Below are 14,805 nucleotides of genomic sequence, written 5' to 3' on the forward strand. Positions count from 1 at the left end.
TTTGACGGACACAGACCTACGAATCGCCGGGCGCCCAGGTGCGGTACAACGATCGGCCAGCCTACCGCGCACGGCGCCGCGAGGGGGTCGCCAGGGTCACGGGGTTCGGTCGAGAAGGAGTGCGGAGACCAGGAAGACGACGGTCCGCTTCCGCTCCGTCCAGGCGCGGGTGTCGAGTTCGACGGACTGCAGGAGCGCGCACTCCACCGCGTAGCCGTGCTCCGTCAGGTCCCGGCCGAGGAGTTCGGCGTCGTCGCGGGTCGCGGCGTGCGTGACGATGCGCTCGGGGCGGCGGTCGGCGACGGCGGACACCACGGCCACTCCCCCGCCGCCGACGCGCACGACGTCGGGCTCGGGCAGGTCCTCCAGGACGTGCGGCGCGGTGCCGTGCACGATCTGGGCGTGCACTCCGTAGCGGCGTACGACGGCGGTGGTGCGGGCGCAGGAGTCCGCGTCGCGGTCGACGGCGATGACGGCGGCGCCGAAGCGGGCCGCCTCCGCGGCGAAGGCGCCGGTGCCGCAGCCGATGTCCCAGACGAGGTCGCCCACGCGGGGGCCGAGGCGGGCGAGTTGGGCGGCGCGGATGCGGTCGCTCTCGCCCTCGCCGAGTTCCTGCTCGCCGCCGTAGCTCGCCGCGGGCAGCGCCCAGCCGCGCGGCTCCGTCCCCGGTTCGCGGCCCGCGATCCAGCCGGTGTCGTGGACGACGGGGCCGCCGGTGCCACCGGGGCCGCCGATGACGATGACGACGTTCGGGTCGCGCCAGGAGTGGTCGGCGGCCTTGTCGGAGGTGACGACGGTGACCTGCTCGCGCTCGGTGCCGAGTTCCTCGCAGATCACGAAGGTGCGGTGGACGCCTTCGAGGAGCAGGCCCAGTTCGGCGGGGCCCGCGCCGGGCGAGGTGAGCACGGCGACCTTGCTGTGGGCGCGGCAGACGTTCACGGCGCGGCGCAGGGTGCGGCGGTGGGCGACCACGATCGCGGCGTCGTCCCAGGGCATCCCGGCCCGGGCGAAGGCCTGGGCGACGGCGGAGACGGCGGGCACGACCTCGACCTCGAGGCCGAATTCGGGGGCGCGCAGGGTGCGTACGACGCCGAAGAAACCGGGGTCGCCGTCCGCGAGGACGACCGCGGTGCCGCGGTGGGCGGCGATGCGGCGGGCCGCGAGGCCGACGCTGCCCAGGCGGACGCGCTCGGCGGTGGGCGGGACCTCGGGCAGGGCGAGGTGGTGGGCCGCGCCTGCGACGAGGGTCGCGGCGCTCAGGGCGGAGCGTGCCGCGGCGGTCAGCGGCGAGCCGTCCCAGCCGATCACCGTGACCCGGTCGGCCATGGTCGTGTGTCTCCTGGAGTCTCGGGTCGTACGGTGCGGGGCCGCCGCGTGCGGCCAGGAGGGAGCGTACCTGGTGCCCTGCCGGGCAAGGGCGGCGCGGCAGTGGTCCGGGCGGAAGGATGAAGCCCGTCCGACGCTTGAGGGCGAGGCCCGCAGGGCCGTGAACGCCGGTCAGGGCGCCCCCGCCAGCGTCAGTTCCAGTCCGAGAACGACGTGAAGCCGCTCTCCGTCAGCTGGTCCGAGACGCCCTCCAGGTCCTCGGGGAGGAGGCTCCAGACGATGAGGTCGGTGCGCAGGTCGATCCAGCCGCCCAGGGGGTCGCCGCCGTTTCTGACACGTGCTATCCACGCGCCGCGCAGGACGCCCTCGCTGATGCATCCGATCTTCTGGGCCACCTGCTGGGCGGCGGTGTTGTCGGCGGCCGTACGCAGTTCGATGCGCTCGAACTTCTGGTCGTGGAAGAGCCACTGGGCGGTGGCGAGCGCGGCCTCGGAGGCATAGCCCTCGCCGCGGGCCCAGGGCGCGGTCACATAGCTCAGTTCGCTGGAGCGCACCCGCCAGTCGGTGTGGCGCAGCCGCACGGACCCGACCAGGCGCTGGGTGAGGAACTCGGTCACGGCGAGGACGATGCCGCGGCCCTCGGCGCGCTCGGCGGGGGCGACCTCGGTGATGTAGGCGCGGGCGTCGGCCTCGGTGTACGGCTGGGGCGCGGCGGTCCAGGCGGTGACGAGCTCGTCGTTCATCATCTCCGCGTACGCCGCGATGTCCGCTTCCTCGAACGGGCGCAGCACCAACCGCTCCGTGCTGATGGAGATGTCGGGGAACCCCGAGGCTGTAGTCATGCGCCGCTCCGTAAGCTTCATGGGCCTGCCGAAGTGCCCAGCATGCAGCATGGCGGCGCGCGGACGCACCACGGGGTCCGCTCCGCCGGGCGGAGCGGACCCCGTGGGTGGGGACAGGGCACGGGTGTGCGTCAGCCCGCCGTGACCGGCAGCACCGACCCCTTGTACTTGTCCTCGATGAACTTCTTGACCTCGGGCGAAGTCAGCAGCTCGGCCAGCTTCTTGACCTTCGGGTCGTCCTCGTCGCCCTTCTTGACGGCGAGCACGTTGTTGTACGGGTTGTCCTTCGCGGACTCCAGGAGGACGGCGTCCTTCTTGGGGCTCAGGCCCGCGTCGAGCGCGTAGTTGTTGTTGATGACGGCCGCGTCGACGTCCTTGAGGGAGCGCGGCAGCTGCGCGGGCTCCAGGGCCTTGATGGTGAGCTTCTTCGGGTTGGCCGCGATGTCCTCGGGGGTGGCGTTCGCGCCCGCGCCCTTCTTGAGCTCGATGACGCCCTTGGAGGCGAGCAGTTGGAGCGCCCGGCCCTCGTTGGTGGTGTCGTTGGGCACGGCGACGGTCGCGCCGGAGCGCAGCTCCGTCACGTCCTTCAGCTTCTTGCCGCCGTCGGCGTACACCCCCATGGGCGGCAGGTACACCTCGGTCACCGGCACCAGGTCCGTCTTCTTGGACTTGTTGAAGTCGTCGAGGTACGGGGTGTGCTGGTAGAGGTTGGCGTCGAGGGAGCCCTCCTGGAGCGCGGTGTTGGGGGTCACGTAGTCCGTGAACTCCTTCACCTCCAGGTCGAGGTCCGCCTTCTTCGCCAGGTTCTGCTGGATGTACGCGAGGACTTCACCGGCCGGGGTCGGGGTGGCCCCGACGACGAGCTTGTCGCCGTCGGAGCCGGAGCCCGAGCCGCAGGCGGTCAGGCCGAGGGACAGGGCCAGGGCCCCGGCCGCGGCGGCGATGACGGGCCGGTGCATGTCAGAAGGCCGCGACGATGGAGCCGTCGTACTTGTCGTCGATGAACTTCTTGACCTCGGGCGAGGTGAGGAGCTTGGCGAGCTTCTTCACGCGCGGGTCGTTCTCGTCGCCCTTCTTGACGGCGAGGAAGTTGCCGTACGGGTTGCCCTTGGCCTTCTCGGCGACGAGGGCGTCCTTGGCGGGGCTGAGGTCGGCCTCGAGCGCGTAGTTGCCGTTGATCACCGCGGCGTCGACGTCGTCGATGGAGCGCGGCAGCTGGGCCGCCTCCAGCTCCTTGAACTTGAGGTTCAGCGGGTTCGACACGACGTCCTTGGGGGTGGCCGCGAAGCCGACGCCCGCCTTGAGCTTGAGGACGCCGTTGTCGGCGAGGAGCTTGAGGGCGCGGGCCTCGTTCGTGGTGTCGTTCGGGACGGCGACCGTCGCGCCCTTCTTGAGGTCGTCGAGCTTCTTGATCTTCTTGGAGTAGACGCCCAGCGGCTCCAGGTGAACCGTCGCGCCCGGGACGGGGACGATGTCCGTCTTGTTCTTCTTGTTGAAGTCGTCCAGGTACGGCTTGTGCTGGAAGTAGTTCGCGAAGACCTCGCCCTGCTGCACGGCGGTGTTGGGCGTGACGTAGTCGGTGAACTCCTTCACCTCCAGGTCCAGGCCCGCCTTCTTCGCCAGGTTCTTCTTGACGTAGTCGAGGATCGCGCCCTGCGGCGTGGGGGTGGCGGCGACGACCAGCGGGCCGTCCTTGTCGCCCGCGGACCCCTTCTCGGAGCCGCAGGCGGTGAGGCCGAGAGTGAGGGCTCCGGCGGCGAGGACAGCAGCGGTGATCTTGGTGGTGTTACGCACGAAAAGTGCCTTTCTCCATGGGTGGTACACCCCCGCGGTGGTGGTGCGGGGTGGTGCTGGGTGAACTCAGGGGACTGAGGGGACTCAGAGGACTGAGCGGGCTGAGGGGACTGAGAGGCCTCAGGAGACCTTCACCGGCTCGCGGTCCGACTCGGCGTCCGCGGTGGCGACCGGCTCGGCGGACCGCGCCGTCGCCGCCGTGGCGGCCGCGGGCGCCTTGCCGCTCAGGAACTTCAGCCGCGGCGCGGCCCCCGAGTGGCCGCCGCGCCGGTGCAGGCTGCGCGCGGCGTAGTCGCCGACGAACTGGATGATCGAGATGACCACGGCGAGGACGCCGACGGTGATCCACATCAGCTCGGTCTCGAAGCGCTGGTAGCCGTAGCGGACCGCGAGGTCGCCGAGGCCGCCCGCGCCGACGGTGCCGGTGATCGCCGAGTAGCCGATGAGGGCGACGACGGTCGTGGTGGCGCTGGAGATCAGCGACGGAAGCGACTCGGGTACGAGGACCTTGCGGACCACGGTCCAGGTGTTGCCGCCCATCGACTGCACGGCCTCGACCAGGCCGTGGTCGACCTCGCGGACGGCCGTCTCGACCAGGCGCGCGAAGAACGGGATGGCGCTGATCGCGAGCGGCACGATCGCCGCGTCACGGCCGATGGAGGTGCCGACGATGGAGCGCGTGAAGCCCATCAGGGCGACCATGAGGATGATGAACGGCATCGAGCGGCCGATGTTGACGACCTGCCCGATCACCTTGTTCACGAATGTGTTCTGCAGCAGCCCGCCGCGGTCGGTGAGGACCAGCAGGATGCCGAGCGGCAGGCCGACGGCGACGGCGATGAGCGCCGACCAGCCGACCATGTAGAGGGTGTCCCAACAGGCCTGCTCCAGCAGGGGCTGCATCTCCGACCAGGTCACTTGGCACCTTCCTTCACCAGCGTGGCGGCGGTCGCGGGCACGTCCTGCGCCAGGAACCCGGCGGGCGCGTCGGCGACGTCGACCTGGAGGCCCTGCTCGCGCAGGAAGCCGATCGGGACGACGTTCTCCTCGAAGCGGCCCGGCAGCTCGATGCGCATCCGGCCGACCTGCTTGCCCGCGACGGTGTCCATCGCGGCGCCGAGGATCGAGATGTCGATGTTGTACGTGCGCGACAGCTGGGAGATGACCGGCTGGGTGGCGGCCTCGCCGTGGAACGTCACGTCGACGACGGTGCGGTCGGCGCCGGTGGCGTCGCCGCTGACGGGGAAGAGCGCGGCGGCGAGCTGCGAGCCCGGCGTGGCGAGGAGTTCGTTGACGGTGCCGGACTCGATGATCCGGCCCCGCTCCATCAGGGCGGCCGAGTCGCAGACCGTCTTCACGACCTCCATCTCGTGCGTGATCAGCAGGACGGTCAGGCCGAGCTGCTGGTTGAGGTCGCGCAGGAGCTGGAGGATGGAGCGGGTGGTCTCCGGGTCGAGGGCGCTGGTGGCCTCGTCGGAGAGCAGCACCTTCGGCTCGCCCGCCAGGGCGCGGGCGATACCGACACGCTGCTTCTGGCCGCCGGAGAGCTGCGCCGGGTAGGCCTTGGCCTTGTCGGCGAGGCCGACCAGGTCCAGGAGTTCGAGCGCCTTGCGGGAGCGCTCCTTGCCGGACAGGCCGAGGATTTCGAGCGGCAGCTCGATGTTCGCCTGGACCGTGCGCGAGGACAGCAGGTTGAAGTGCTGGAAGACCATGCCGATGCGGTTGCGGGCGGCGCGTAGTTCCTTGCCGGCGCGCGGGCCGCGGCCCGCGAGCGCGGTGAGGTCCTGGCCGTCCACGGTCACGGTGCCGGAGGTGGGGCGCTCCAGGAGGTTCACGCAGCGGATCAACGAGGATTTACCGGCACCGGACTGGCCGATGACGCCGTACACCTCGCCTTCGCGCACATGGAGATCGACTCCGTCGATGGCGGTTACTTCACGACCGCGTGAGCGGTAGACCTTGGTCAGGCCGGAAGTGGTGATCACTGGGTTTCCGTCACTGTCGAGTGCGCGGCGCGGTGACGCCGGGCACGGGGCATTCGTTCGGAACGCGGCACGGTTCTCGCGGTGGCGATGGAACCGGAGGACGTGTGCGCGGGGCCGGCTCGCTCCCTGTCCGTGTACGTGACTCCTAGGGGTCCGTACGTGGGGCAGTGGCGCGGCACAGCGGCTTCGCTTCGGGGCGCGAGGCTCTCAGTGGTGCGGGGGCCCTCAGAAGGCGCACATTCGACACATACAACGAGCACCGGGCGTCGTGATCGCCTCGGTCGCAAGGGTGCGGCTGCTCGTCGTGGTCATGCGGACCAGTAAAACACGCGTGCGGGCGCGCCCCGCCACCGCTGTCCGAATAGCGGACAAACTTTGGGCAACAGGCGAGACGGCCCGCCCCATCCGGCACCGCGCTCAGACGCCGGTGACGATCTCCACGCCACCCGCCGTGGCCTGCACGGACACCGCGGCGAGATCCTCGACGACGACATCGGCGGACAGCTCCGCCACCTGGTGCGTTGTGGTCAACGCCACGGTGGTCATCCCGGCGGCCCGGCCCGCGGTGAGACCCGCGGGGGCGTCCTCGAAGACCACGCAGCGCGCCGGGTCCACGCCGAGCACCCGGGCCGCGAGCAGGAAGGGCTCGGGGTCGGGCTTGCCGCGGGTGATGTCGTCGGCGGCTATCAGCGTCTTGGGGCGGATGCCGACCTCGGCGAGCCGGGCCTCGGCCAGGCGGCGGGTCGCGGAGGTGACGACGGCCCAGCGCTCGGGCGGCAGCGCGGCGAGCAGGTCGAGGGTGCCGGGCAGGGCGTGCACGCCGCCCGCGACGTCGGACACCTCCAGCTCGTCGATCCGGGCCACGGCCTCGGCGACCCGCTCGGCGGGCAGCAGGTCGGCGACGATCTCGACGGCGGGGCGGCCGTGCAGCTCGACCCTGGCGAAGTCCTCGGCGGTGATGCCGTACTCCCCCGCCCAGCGCGTCCAGCAGCGGCGGACGGACTCCATCGAGGAGATGAGGGTGCCGTCGTTGTCGAACAGGAGCGCTTCAGCCTGGATCTTCATGCGTTCGACCCTACGCGGGGGCCACCGGCGGATCCCGGGCCGCCGGGGCCGAGGGCTCCGGGCCTTTTGGCCCGTAATAGGGTCTCGGCATGCTTGTTGCCCTGACCGTCGCGACCTCCGTGGCCGCGCTCGCGCTCGCGGCCTGGTGCGGCTTCGCCGCCTACCGGGACCAGCCGACGAAGGACTGGCACTTCATCGGCATGGGTGTGGTCACCCTGCTGACGCTGGTCCAGCTGATCGTCGGTGTCGTGCAGCTGGCGCGGGGCGAGGACCCCGAGCAGGGCACGACGATCTTCGTGGCCTATCTGATCGGCTCGTTCGCGTGCGTTCCCGCGGCGGGCTTCATGTCGCTCGCCGAGCGCACCCGCTGGGGCTCGGTGACGGTCGCCGCGGGCGGCGTGGTCCTCGCCGTGCTGGAAGTGCGGCTCTACGACATCTGGGGAGGCTGAGGTGGCGGTGACGGACGACGAGCCCCGCGCGCGGCAGCAGAAGCAGCGGAAGCCGGGGCGGCAGAAGCTGATCACCGGCCCCGGCATCCTGCTGGTGTGGCTGTACGGCGTGATGGTCGTGGGCGCCGTGTCGCGCTCGGCGGTCCAGATCTCGACGGACTTCCACAAGGCCCCGCTCGCGTACACGCTGTCGGCGCTCGCCGGTGTCGTCTACGGCTTCATCACGTACTCGCTCGTACGCGGCGGGGAGACGGCCCGCAAGGCGGCGCTGGTGTGCTGCGCCGCCGAGCTGGCCGGTGTGCTCGCCGTCGGGGCCTGGACCCTCGCGGAGCCGTCCGCGTTCCCGGACGCCACGGTCTGGTCGGACTTCGGCATGGGCTATCTGTTCATTCCCGTGCTGCTGCCGGTGACCGCGGTGTTCTGGCTGCGCAAGTCCCGCGAGCACACCCGCCCCGCCGAGCCCTCCGGGGCCTAGGCGCTCGCCACGTACGCCTTGGCCTCGGCGTCCTTGGAGAGGGTCACCACCGTCAGCCGCTCGTCCACGCGCCGCGTGCTCACCGGCGCGTAGCCGTGCTTGCGGTAGAGCTGGAGGTTGCTCTCGCTTCGGTGGCCGCTGAACAGCTCGAAGCGCTTGGCGACGCCGCCCTCGGCGAGCCGGCGCTCGATGGCGTCGAGGAGGCGGCCGCCCAGGCCGTGCCGCTGCATCCGCGGGTGCACGATGAGCTTGCCGATGCGGGCCGTGGCCGCCGTGTCGACCGTGCCCCGCACGGACGCCACGACCTCGGTGCCGAGCCGCGCCACCAGGACGCTGCCCGCGGCCAGCTCGGCCTTGAGGGAGTCGAGGGTCTGCGTCAGCGGCTCGATGGAGTAGTCGCCGTACAGCTCGGCCTCGCTCTGGTAGCAGAGGTACTGCAGTTTGAGGATCTGTTCGGCGTCCGTGTCGGACGCCTCCGAGATGGTCACGCTCATGCCCATGTGTGCATGCCTCCCGCTCACCTGCTCCGCCGGTTGTCCTTCACTCCTTTCCCCATGGGTCCGGAGTCGCAACCTCCTGCGCGAGCATTCTGCGCAGGCATCCCAGGCATCGGGAACGTTCCGGCCCCAAAGATCCTTGTGACATTCCCAACTCCCCTGCGATTTCGCGGTAAGTCAGGTCCTTCGGCGACAGAAGTGCAGCCATGAGACGGGGACAGCGTCCGGGCAGTTTCCGGACGGCGGCGTACAGGGTGCGGTGCCGGTCGGCCACCAGCAGCCGCTGTTCGGGGCCGCCGCGCGGGTCGGCGGGCTCACCGGCGTAGGGCCGCTCCCTGCGGGCGGTGCTGCGGGTGCGGTGCGCCTCGTCGCGGACGGCGGCGCGCAGCCAGGCGGCGGGGTCGGCGGGCGGCCCCCCGGCGTCCAGGTGTTCGAGCAGGCGCAGCCAGACGGCCTGCTCGATGTCGCCGGGGTCGGCGGCGCAGCCGTGCGCCTCGGCCGATGCCTCGGCGGCGAGCAGCGGGCGCAGGGTGGTGACCAGGTCGTACGAGAGCGACGGCCGTGCGGACGGGGACGGGGCCGACGGGGGCGTAGGGGTCATGCCGACGGGGACGCGGCCATTCCGGTTATCGGTTTCCGGAACGGCCGCGCCTCACCCCAACCGGGGCTTCATGCGCCGTCGTTGACGAGGCCCGTCAGTCGTCGTCGAAGTCCGCGGCGGCGAGCAGTGCGGTGTCCGGGTTGTCGGAGAAGATCCCGTCGATGCCGGTGGCGAAGTACGTCTTGAACGCGCCGAAGGCGTCGCCGTACGCGTTGGGGTCCGTGCCCTTCTTGAAGTCGGCGGGCAGGAAGGTGTTCTCGTTGCGCATCGTGTACGGGTGCAGGACCAGGTCCTCGGCGTGCGCGTCGCGGACCAGGGTGGTCGGCTCCAGGAGCCTGCCGTCGGGGCCCTTGGGGATGACCAGGTCGAGCGTCGGGCCGATGCCCTTGGCGTACGTGGCGATCCACTTCAGGCCCTCGGGCTTGATGAGGTCGGCGACGGTGCGCGGGTCGCCCGCCTCCACGAAGTCCCACGGGCGGGACGAGGCCGTGGAGAGCAGGACCACGCCGGGCGCGTCCACGAGCTTGCGCAGCCGCTGGATGCTGCTCGGCTCGAAGGACTGCAGGAAGTTCGGGGAGTTCCTGCGGTGGCGGTTGTAGCGGCGCAGCAGCTTGGCGAGCGGCTCCTCGAGGCCGAGGCCCAGCTTGCGGAAGTACGTGGGGTGCTTGGTCTCGATGTGCAGCCAGACGCGCTCCCCGCGCTTGCGGCCCTCCTTCTCCGCCCAGCGAAAGACCTCTTCGAGGGTGGGGACGTCCCAGCGGCCGTCGTAGAGGGTGTTGCGCTGGCGGGTGCCGGGGATGCGCTCCTTGGCGCGCAGCGTCTTCAGCTCGGCGAGCGTGAAGTCCTCGGTGAACCAGCCGGTGAGCGAGACGCCGTCGACGGACTTGGTGGTCTTGCGGCCCGCGAACTCGGGGTGCGCGGCGACGTCCGTCGTACCGGTGATGTCGTTCTCGTGACGGCATACGAGATGGCCGTCCTTGGTGGGCACCACGTCCTGCTCGATGACGTGCGCGCCCATGTCCAGGGCGAGTTGGTACGAGCCGAGCGTGTGCTCGGGCCGGTAGCCGCTGGTGCCGCGGTGCGCAACCACGGTCGGCACCGGCAGGTCGCGGTAGCCGCCGCCCCCGTGGCCGCCGTGGCCGTGGCGTGCGTCGGCTCTCGCCACGCCGGGCGCGCCGACGACGGCCGTGCCCGCCCCGAGCACCGCGGCTCCGAGCACCGCGCGCCGCCCCGGGCTCGTCCCCGACTCCCGCCGCCCCGATTCCTGCGTCGCCATTGAGCGCTCCCTCCCTGTGTACCGCCGTGTAGCGCCTTGCACCTGACAAAGCGGCACCGATCGTAGGTGGCGTTGCGTGACGGGTGGGAGACCGGGGGCCGAACGGGTGGCTGACGCCGGGTGTCGAGTAGGGCTCGTGGGGCACCCGGCGGGGGCGACCGGCGCGTGCGCCCGGGCTCGCGGGCGCCGGAACAGTTCAGGCCGTGAGATGCGTCGCGCGTGAGAAGCACCACTCGGACAAGCCACGCAGTTCGCACAGCGCTACCGTCGTCACGGTGGGGTTCTCGCGGGGGCAACTGCAGGCAAAATCAGGTCAACTCTGCGTATCGGGCACATGAACCCGATGTGCAATCAACGGGGACCCGCGAGTATGGTCCTCACCTGCACAGACTCGTCGTCGACCCGTTGACACCGGAGGACCCGTTGTCCCGTCTAGCGCTCATCAAGGCAGTGCTCGGACCGTTCCTGCGCCTGATGTTCCGTCCACGGGTGGAAGGCGCCGAGAACATCCCCGGGACCGGTCCCGTCATTCTGGCCGGAAACCACCTGACGTTCATCGACTCGATGATCCTGCCCCTGGTGTGCGACCGGCCCGTCTTCTTCATCGGCAAGGACGAGTACGTCACCGGGAAGGGTTTCAAGGGCCGCCTGATGGCCTGGTTCTTCACCGGCGTCGGCATGATCCCGGTGGCGCGTGACGGCGGCCGGGGCGGCGTCGCCGCGCTGATGACCGGCAAGCGCGTCCTGGACGAGGGCAAGATCTTCGGCATCTACCCGGAGGGCACCCGCTCCCCCGACGGCCGCCTCTACCGCGGCCGCACCGGCATCGCGCGGCTGACCCTGATGACGGGCGCCCCGGTGGTGCCGTTCGCGATGATCGGTACGGACAAGCTGCAGCCCGGCGGCAAGGGCCTGCCCCACCCGGGCAAGGTGACCGTCCGCTTCGGCGAGGCGATGGAGTTCTCGCGGTACGACGGCATGGACCGGGACCGGTACGTTCTGCGCGCGGTGACGGACTCCGTGATGACGGAGGTCATGCTGCTGTCGGGCCAGGAGTACGTGGACATGTACGCCACCAAGGCCAAGGCAGCCTGACTGTACGAGACTTACCCGAAAGGGCCGCACCCCGCTGCAGGGGTGCGGCCCTTTCGATGTCCCGTCACAGCGGACTACGGGTGCTCCACCCCGCCCTCCAGCTTCTGGCCCTTGAGCAGGAACCACGCTGCGACCGCCGTGGCCAGCAGGACCGCCGCGCCGATGCCCGCGGCCAGGCGCAAGCCGTCCACGAAGGCGTCCTGGGCCGCCGCGATCAAGGGCTCGGCGGTGCGCGCGGGCAGGCCGGAGCCCGCCTCGACGGCGCCGCCGAGGGAGTCGTGGGCCGCAGAGGCGGCGTCGGCCGGGGTGCCGGCCGGGGCGGTGAAGTCGCGGTACACACCGGTCACGATGGAACCGAGCAGGGCGATGCCGAGGGCCGCGCCCAGTTCGTACGCCGTCTCGGAGACCGCGGACGCAGCGCCCGCCTGCTCCTTCGGCACGCTGGAGAGGATCACGTCGGCGGTCACCGTGAAGGAGAAGCCGGCGCCGACGCCGACGACCAGGAGCGCCGCGCCGAGCAGCGGATAGCCGGTCGACTGGCTCAGCACGGTCAGCGCGGCGAGCGCGAGGCCCACCGCCGCGAGTCCGCCCGCGACCACGGCGCGCACCGAGTACCGCCGTGCCACGGTGCCCGCGATCAGGCCCGCCGTCACCGCGCCCACCGCCGCGGGCAGCTCCGCGAGGCCCGCCTCGAACGGCTGCCTGCCCTGGACGAGCTGGAGGAACTGGGAGAGGAAGAAGATCAGGCCGGACAGGCCGAGGATGGTCAGCAGGTCCGCCATGACGGCCGCCGAGAAGCCGCGGTTGCGGAACAGGCGCATGTCCAGGAGCGGCGCGGGCAGCGTGAGCTGGCGGCGTACGAACCACACCAGGGACGCCACACCGATGGCGCCGGAGGCCGCGACGCCCCAGCTCAGGCCGTGAGCCGCGGCTTCCTTGATCGCGTACACGATGCCGATCATGCCGATGAGCGACAGGGCGACGCTGATCAGGTCCCAGGGGCCCGGCGCCGGGTTCTTGGACTCGGGCAGCAGCTTGATGCCGACGAGGACGAGGACCGCCATCACCGGCAGGTTGATCAGGAAGACCGAGCCCCACCAGAAGTGTTCGAGCAGGAAGCCGCCGACGACGGGGCCGACCGCCGCGCCCGCCGCCGCCATCGCGCCCCACACGCCGACGGCGATGCTGCGCTCGCGCGGGTCGTGGAAGATGTTCCGGATCAGCGCCAGCGTGGACGGCATCAGGGTCGCGCCCGCGACACCGAGCAGGGCCCGCGCCAGGATCATCAACTCCGGCGTCGTGGCGTACGAGTTGAGCACGGACACCGCGCCGAACGCGACAGCGCCCGTGAGCAGCAGCTTCTTGCGGCCGATGCGGTCGCCGAGGCTGCCCATGGACACCAGCAGGCCCGCGATCACGAACGAATAGACGTCGCCGATCCACAGCAGCTGGTTGCCGGACGGCTTCAGGTCCTCGCTGATGTACGGCGTCGCGAGACCGAGGACGGTCGCGTCCACAGCGACGAGCAGCACGGCCAGCGCGAGCACGGCGAGAGCGAGCCAGCGGCCGGGGTGCCGCTCCACCTCCGCGGGCCGTACGCGCTGTTCGGTGCTTGTCATGATTCCACTCTCCGTTGTGCGCCGCCGATCAGCAGTTCGGCGATCAGGTATGAGAAGTCCTTGGCCGCGACGCGGCCGTCGAGCACGGCCCAGGCGGCGGAGCCGATCAGGCCGTAGAGGGCCTCGGTGAGCCAGGCAGTGCTCAGGTCGATGCGGAACTCCCCGCTCTCCTGGCCGCGCCGGAACAGCTCCGCCATCCGGTCGTCGATCCGGGACCAGCCCTCGTGCCGGTCCTCGCCCTCGAACAGCTGGTTCTCGGTGACGAGGAAGGCGAGCAGACCGGCGGCGGGTTCGATCTCCTTGATCAGGCGCCGCAGCGCGTCCTGCGCGCTGTCCTCGCCGAGCCGTGCGGCTTCGAGGGCCAGCTCGCACTCCTGGAGGCCCAGCTCCTCGAGGGCGCGGATGAGCGCGTCGCGCCCGGCGAAGTGCCGGTGCAGGGTGGCACGGCTGATGCCGGAGGCCCTGGCCACCTCGTCCAGGGTCGAGGAGCCCTTGCGGGTGAGCTGTGCGGCGGCGCTGCGCAGCACCTGGTCGCGGTCGACTGACATGAGACAACCATAGACCACATGAGACAAATTTGTCTCACCAGAGGCATACGGCGCTCACGGAACGGGGTGTGGGTGACTCGCGGGGGGTTAAGAGGGCGCGGTGGCTCGGGGCTCTCGGTGACTCGGCCGTGCCTCAGTGCCAGGGCAGTGCGGCCCGCGTGCCCCAGTACGCGGCGGGCTCCTCCGCGAGGTCCGCCAGGCGTTCCAGGTGCTCCGCGTCCAGGTCGACGGCCGTCGCGTGCAGGTTCGACACGAGCTGGACGGAGGTGGCGGCGCCGGAGAGGACCACGCCCGCCCAGGGTTGGCGCAGGACCAGGGCGAGGGCGACCGCGTCGCAGCCCAGGCCGGTGGCCTCGGCGGCGGCGCGCAGGGCCGCCGGCGCCCGCGGTCCGGCCAGGCGCCCGTTGGCCATGCCCTCCTTGACCAGGACGGTCAGACCCGCGTCGTGGGCCTCGGCGAGCGCGGGTCCGGCCGAGGTCTCCAGGGCGTTGTACGTCGCCTGGACCGTCTGGAACAGCCGCTCGCCGCCCACGGTGACCTCGGCGGCGGCGCGGATCGCGGCCGCCTGCTCGGGGCCGCTCACGGAGAGGCCGACGGTGACGCCGCTCGCGGCCAGGTCCGCGAGGCGGGCGTGCAGTTCCCTGTCGGTGAGGGCGGGGCTCTCCGGGGTCACGGAGTGGATCTGGTAGAGGTCGAGCCGGTCACCGAGGAGGTCGGCGGTCTCGGCGCGCTGGCGGTCGTACGCGGCGACGCTGTGGTCCTTGACCTCGTGCGCGTCGGCGTCGGTGCGCCAGTCGGCGGTGTACGTGTAGCCCCACTTGCTGCCCACGACGACGTCCCGGACGTCGGGGCGGGCGCGCAGCCAGTCGGCCAGGAACTCCTCGGAGCGGCCGTAGGAGCGGGCCACGTCGAGGTAGCGCACGCCGAGCGCGTAGGCGGCGTCGAGGAGTTCGAAGGCGCGCTCGCGCAGGGCCTCGACGCTGCGCGCGGGCAGGTCGTCCTCGCGGCCCAGCGTGATGTAGCCGGGCCTGCCGACGGCTGCGAGGCCGAGGCCGAGGTGGGCGGTCGGCGTGGTCGCTGCGGTCAGGCGGGCGAAGGGCATCGGGGCTCCACGCTTTTCGGGGGAGGCGGCAAGGGGGCACGCCGGACGCGTACCCCCTTCAACGTATCCCTCGATGCCCGTCGGGGCCGGGGCGGGCCCTGGGGACCCCGCCGCATCGGCCTTCGGTCTCG

Annotated in this window: 16 protein-coding genes; 3 read left to right on the plus strand and 13 right to left on the minus strand. The window is 71.3% G+C overall.

Translation table 11 applies throughout. From position 1 onward, the window contains the following. Positions 1-96: 96 nt before the first annotated feature. The 7 genes from cbiE to ACZ6AA_RS22390 all read right to left on the minus strand — a co-directional run bounded on the left by cbiE (position 97) and on the right by ACZ6AA_RS22390 (position 7,012). On the minus strand, positions 97-1,326 hold the full coding sequence (gene cbiE, locus ACZ6AA_RS22360) for a precorrin-6y C5,15-methyltransferase (decarboxylating) subunit CbiE (RefSeq protein WP_468453168.1): 1,230 nt from the start codon (positions 1,324-1,326) through the stop codon (positions 97-99). Between the two features lie 191 nt (positions 1,327-1,517). Then, positions 1,518-2,168 (minus strand): GNAT family N-acetyltransferase, encoded by a 651-nt coding sequence (locus ACZ6AA_RS22365; protein WP_468453166.1) that lies wholly within the window; start codon positions 2,166-2,168, stop codon positions 1,518-1,520. A 131-nt stretch (positions 2,169-2,299) separates the two neighbouring features. Then, positions 2,300-3,127 carry a MetQ/NlpA family ABC transporter substrate-binding protein gene (locus ACZ6AA_RS22370; RefSeq protein ID WP_471459586.1) on the minus strand — a complete coding sequence of 276 codons (828 nt, stop codon included), beginning with the start codon at positions 3,125-3,127 and terminating at the stop codon, positions 2,300-2,302. A 1-nt stretch (position 3,128) separates the two neighbouring features. Then, positions 3,129-3,962 carry a MetQ/NlpA family ABC transporter substrate-binding protein gene (locus ACZ6AA_RS22375; protein WP_471459588.1) on the minus strand — a complete coding sequence of 278 codons (834 nt, stop codon included), beginning with the start codon at positions 3,960-3,962 and terminating at the stop codon, positions 3,129-3,131. 120 nt (positions 3,963-4,082) lie between these two features. Further along, entirely contained in the window at positions 4,083-4,880 is a 798-nt protein-coding gene (locus tag ACZ6AA_RS22380; protein ID WP_468480700.1) for a methionine ABC transporter permease, read from the minus strand. Beyond that, on the minus strand, positions 4,877-5,947 hold the full coding sequence (locus ACZ6AA_RS22385) for a methionine ABC transporter ATP-binding protein (protein WP_468453158.1): 1,071 nt from the start codon (positions 5,945-5,947) through the stop codon (positions 4,877-4,879). The genes ACZ6AA_RS22380 and ACZ6AA_RS22385 overlap by 4 nt, the downstream gene beginning before the upstream one ends. A 417-nt stretch (positions 5,948-6,364) precedes the next feature. After that, positions 6,365-7,012 (minus strand): HAD family hydrolase, encoded by a 648-nt coding sequence (locus ACZ6AA_RS22390; RefSeq protein WP_468453156.1) that lies wholly within the window; start codon positions 7,010-7,012, stop codon positions 6,365-6,367. Between the two features lie 89 nt (positions 7,013-7,101). Between ACZ6AA_RS22390 and ACZ6AA_RS22395 the strand changes: the two genes are divergently transcribed. Both ACZ6AA_RS22395 and ACZ6AA_RS22400 read left to right on the plus strand, forming a co-directional pair. Further along, positions 7,102-7,461 carry a hypothetical protein gene (locus ACZ6AA_RS22395; protein WP_468453154.1) on the plus strand — a complete coding sequence of 120 codons (360 nt, stop codon included), beginning with the start codon at positions 7,102-7,104 and terminating at the stop codon, positions 7,459-7,461. Positions 7,462-7,468: 7 nt separating this feature from the next. Further along, positions 7,469-7,936 carry a hypothetical protein gene (locus ACZ6AA_RS22400; RefSeq protein WP_468453496.1) on the plus strand — a complete coding sequence of 156 codons (468 nt, stop codon included), beginning with the start codon at positions 7,469-7,471 and terminating at the stop codon, positions 7,934-7,936. On the opposite strand, the gene ACZ6AA_RS22405 is transcribed toward ACZ6AA_RS22400, so the two are convergent. The 3 genes from ACZ6AA_RS22405 to ACZ6AA_RS22415 form a co-directional block, all read right to left on the minus strand. After that, the gene (locus ACZ6AA_RS22405; RefSeq protein ID WP_468453152.1) at positions 7,933-8,436 is read right to left on the minus strand and encodes a GNAT family N-acetyltransferase; all 504 of its coding nucleotides are present in this window, start codon (positions 8,434-8,436) and stop codon (positions 7,933-7,935) included. The genes ACZ6AA_RS22400 and ACZ6AA_RS22405 overlap by 4 nt on opposite strands. A 40-nt stretch (positions 8,437-8,476) precedes the next feature. Next, complete coding sequence (locus tag ACZ6AA_RS22410) at positions 8,477-9,034, minus strand: RNA polymerase sigma factor (protein ID WP_468453150.1); 558 nt, start codon at positions 9,032-9,034, stop codon at positions 8,477-8,479. 94 nt (positions 9,035-9,128) lie between these two features. After that, positions 9,129-10,310 (minus strand): glycerophosphodiester phosphodiesterase, encoded by a 1,182-nt coding sequence (locus tag ACZ6AA_RS22415; RefSeq protein WP_468453148.1) that lies wholly within the window; start codon positions 10,308-10,310, stop codon positions 9,129-9,131. Between the two features lie 423 nt (positions 10,311-10,733). Here ACZ6AA_RS22415 and ACZ6AA_RS22420 point away from each other — a divergent pair, with 423 nt between their 5' ends. Beyond that, the gene (locus ACZ6AA_RS22420; RefSeq protein WP_234310970.1) at positions 10,734-11,405 is read left to right on the plus strand and encodes a lysophospholipid acyltransferase family protein; all 672 of its coding nucleotides are present in this window, start codon (positions 10,734-10,736) and stop codon (positions 11,403-11,405) included. Between the two features lie 74 nt (positions 11,406-11,479). Here ACZ6AA_RS22420 and ACZ6AA_RS22425 read toward each other — a convergent pair whose 3' ends face one another. The 3 genes from ACZ6AA_RS22425 to ACZ6AA_RS22435 form a co-directional block, all read right to left on the minus strand. Then, on the minus strand, positions 11,480-13,024 hold the full coding sequence (locus ACZ6AA_RS22425; protein ID WP_468453146.1) for an MFS transporter: 1,545 nt from the start codon (positions 13,022-13,024) through the stop codon (positions 11,480-11,482). After that, a complete protein-coding gene (locus tag ACZ6AA_RS22430) occupies positions 13,021-13,572 on the minus strand; it encodes a TetR/AcrR family transcriptional regulator (protein WP_468453144.1) in 552 nt (183 codons plus the stop codon). Before ACZ6AA_RS22430 ends, ACZ6AA_RS22425 begins: the two co-directional genes overlap by 4 nt. 133 nt (positions 13,573-13,705) lie before the next feature. Next, positions 13,706-14,674 carry an aldo/keto reductase gene (locus tag ACZ6AA_RS22435; protein ID WP_468480696.1) on the minus strand — a complete coding sequence of 323 codons (969 nt, stop codon included), beginning with the start codon at positions 14,672-14,674 and terminating at the stop codon, positions 13,706-13,708. Between the last annotated feature and the right edge of the window lie 131 nt (positions 14,675-14,805).

The organism is Streptomyces sp. NPDC040610 (assembly GCF_055594065.1).

Coding starts and splice junctions, on each gene's coding strand:
- cbiE (WP_468453168.1), bottom strand. CDS start 1,326: ATGGCCGACCGGGTCACGGTGATCGGCTGGGACGGCTCGCCGCTGACC.
- ACZ6AA_RS22365 (WP_468453166.1), bottom strand. CDS start 2,168: ATGACTACAGCCTCGGGGTTCCCCGACATCTCCATCAGCACGGAGCGG.
- ACZ6AA_RS22370 (WP_471459586.1), bottom strand. CDS start 3,127: ATGCACCGGCCCGTCATCGCCGCCGCGGCCGGGGCCCTGGCCCTGTCC.
- ACZ6AA_RS22390 (WP_468453156.1), bottom strand. CDS start 7,012: ATGAAGATCCAGGCTGAAGCGCTCCTGTTCGACAACGACGGCACCCTC.
- ACZ6AA_RS22395 (WP_468453154.1), top strand. CDS start 7,102: ATGCTTGTTGCCCTGACCGTCGCGACCTCCGTGGCCGCGCTCGCGCTC.
- ACZ6AA_RS22405 (WP_468453152.1), bottom strand. CDS start 8,436: ATGGGCATGAGCGTGACCATCTCGGAGGCGTCCGACACGGACGCCGAA.
- ACZ6AA_RS22410 (WP_468453150.1), bottom strand. CDS start 9,034: ATGACCCCTACGCCCCCGTCGGCCCCGTCCCCGTCCGCACGGCCGTCG.
- ACZ6AA_RS22415 (WP_468453148.1), bottom strand. CDS start 10,310: ATGGCGACGCAGGAATCGGGGCGGCGGGAGTCGGGGACGAGCCCGGGG.
- ACZ6AA_RS22425 (WP_468453146.1), bottom strand. CDS start 13,024: ATGACAAGCACCGAACAGCGCGTACGGCCCGCGGAGGTGGAGCGGCAC.
- ACZ6AA_RS22430 (WP_468453144.1), bottom strand. CDS start 13,572: ATGTCAGTCGACCGCGACCAGGTGCTGCGCAGCGCCGCCGCACAGCTC.
- ACZ6AA_RS22435 (WP_468480696.1), bottom strand. CDS start 14,674: ATGCCCTTCGCCCGCCTGACCGCAGCGACCACGCCGACCGCCCACCTC.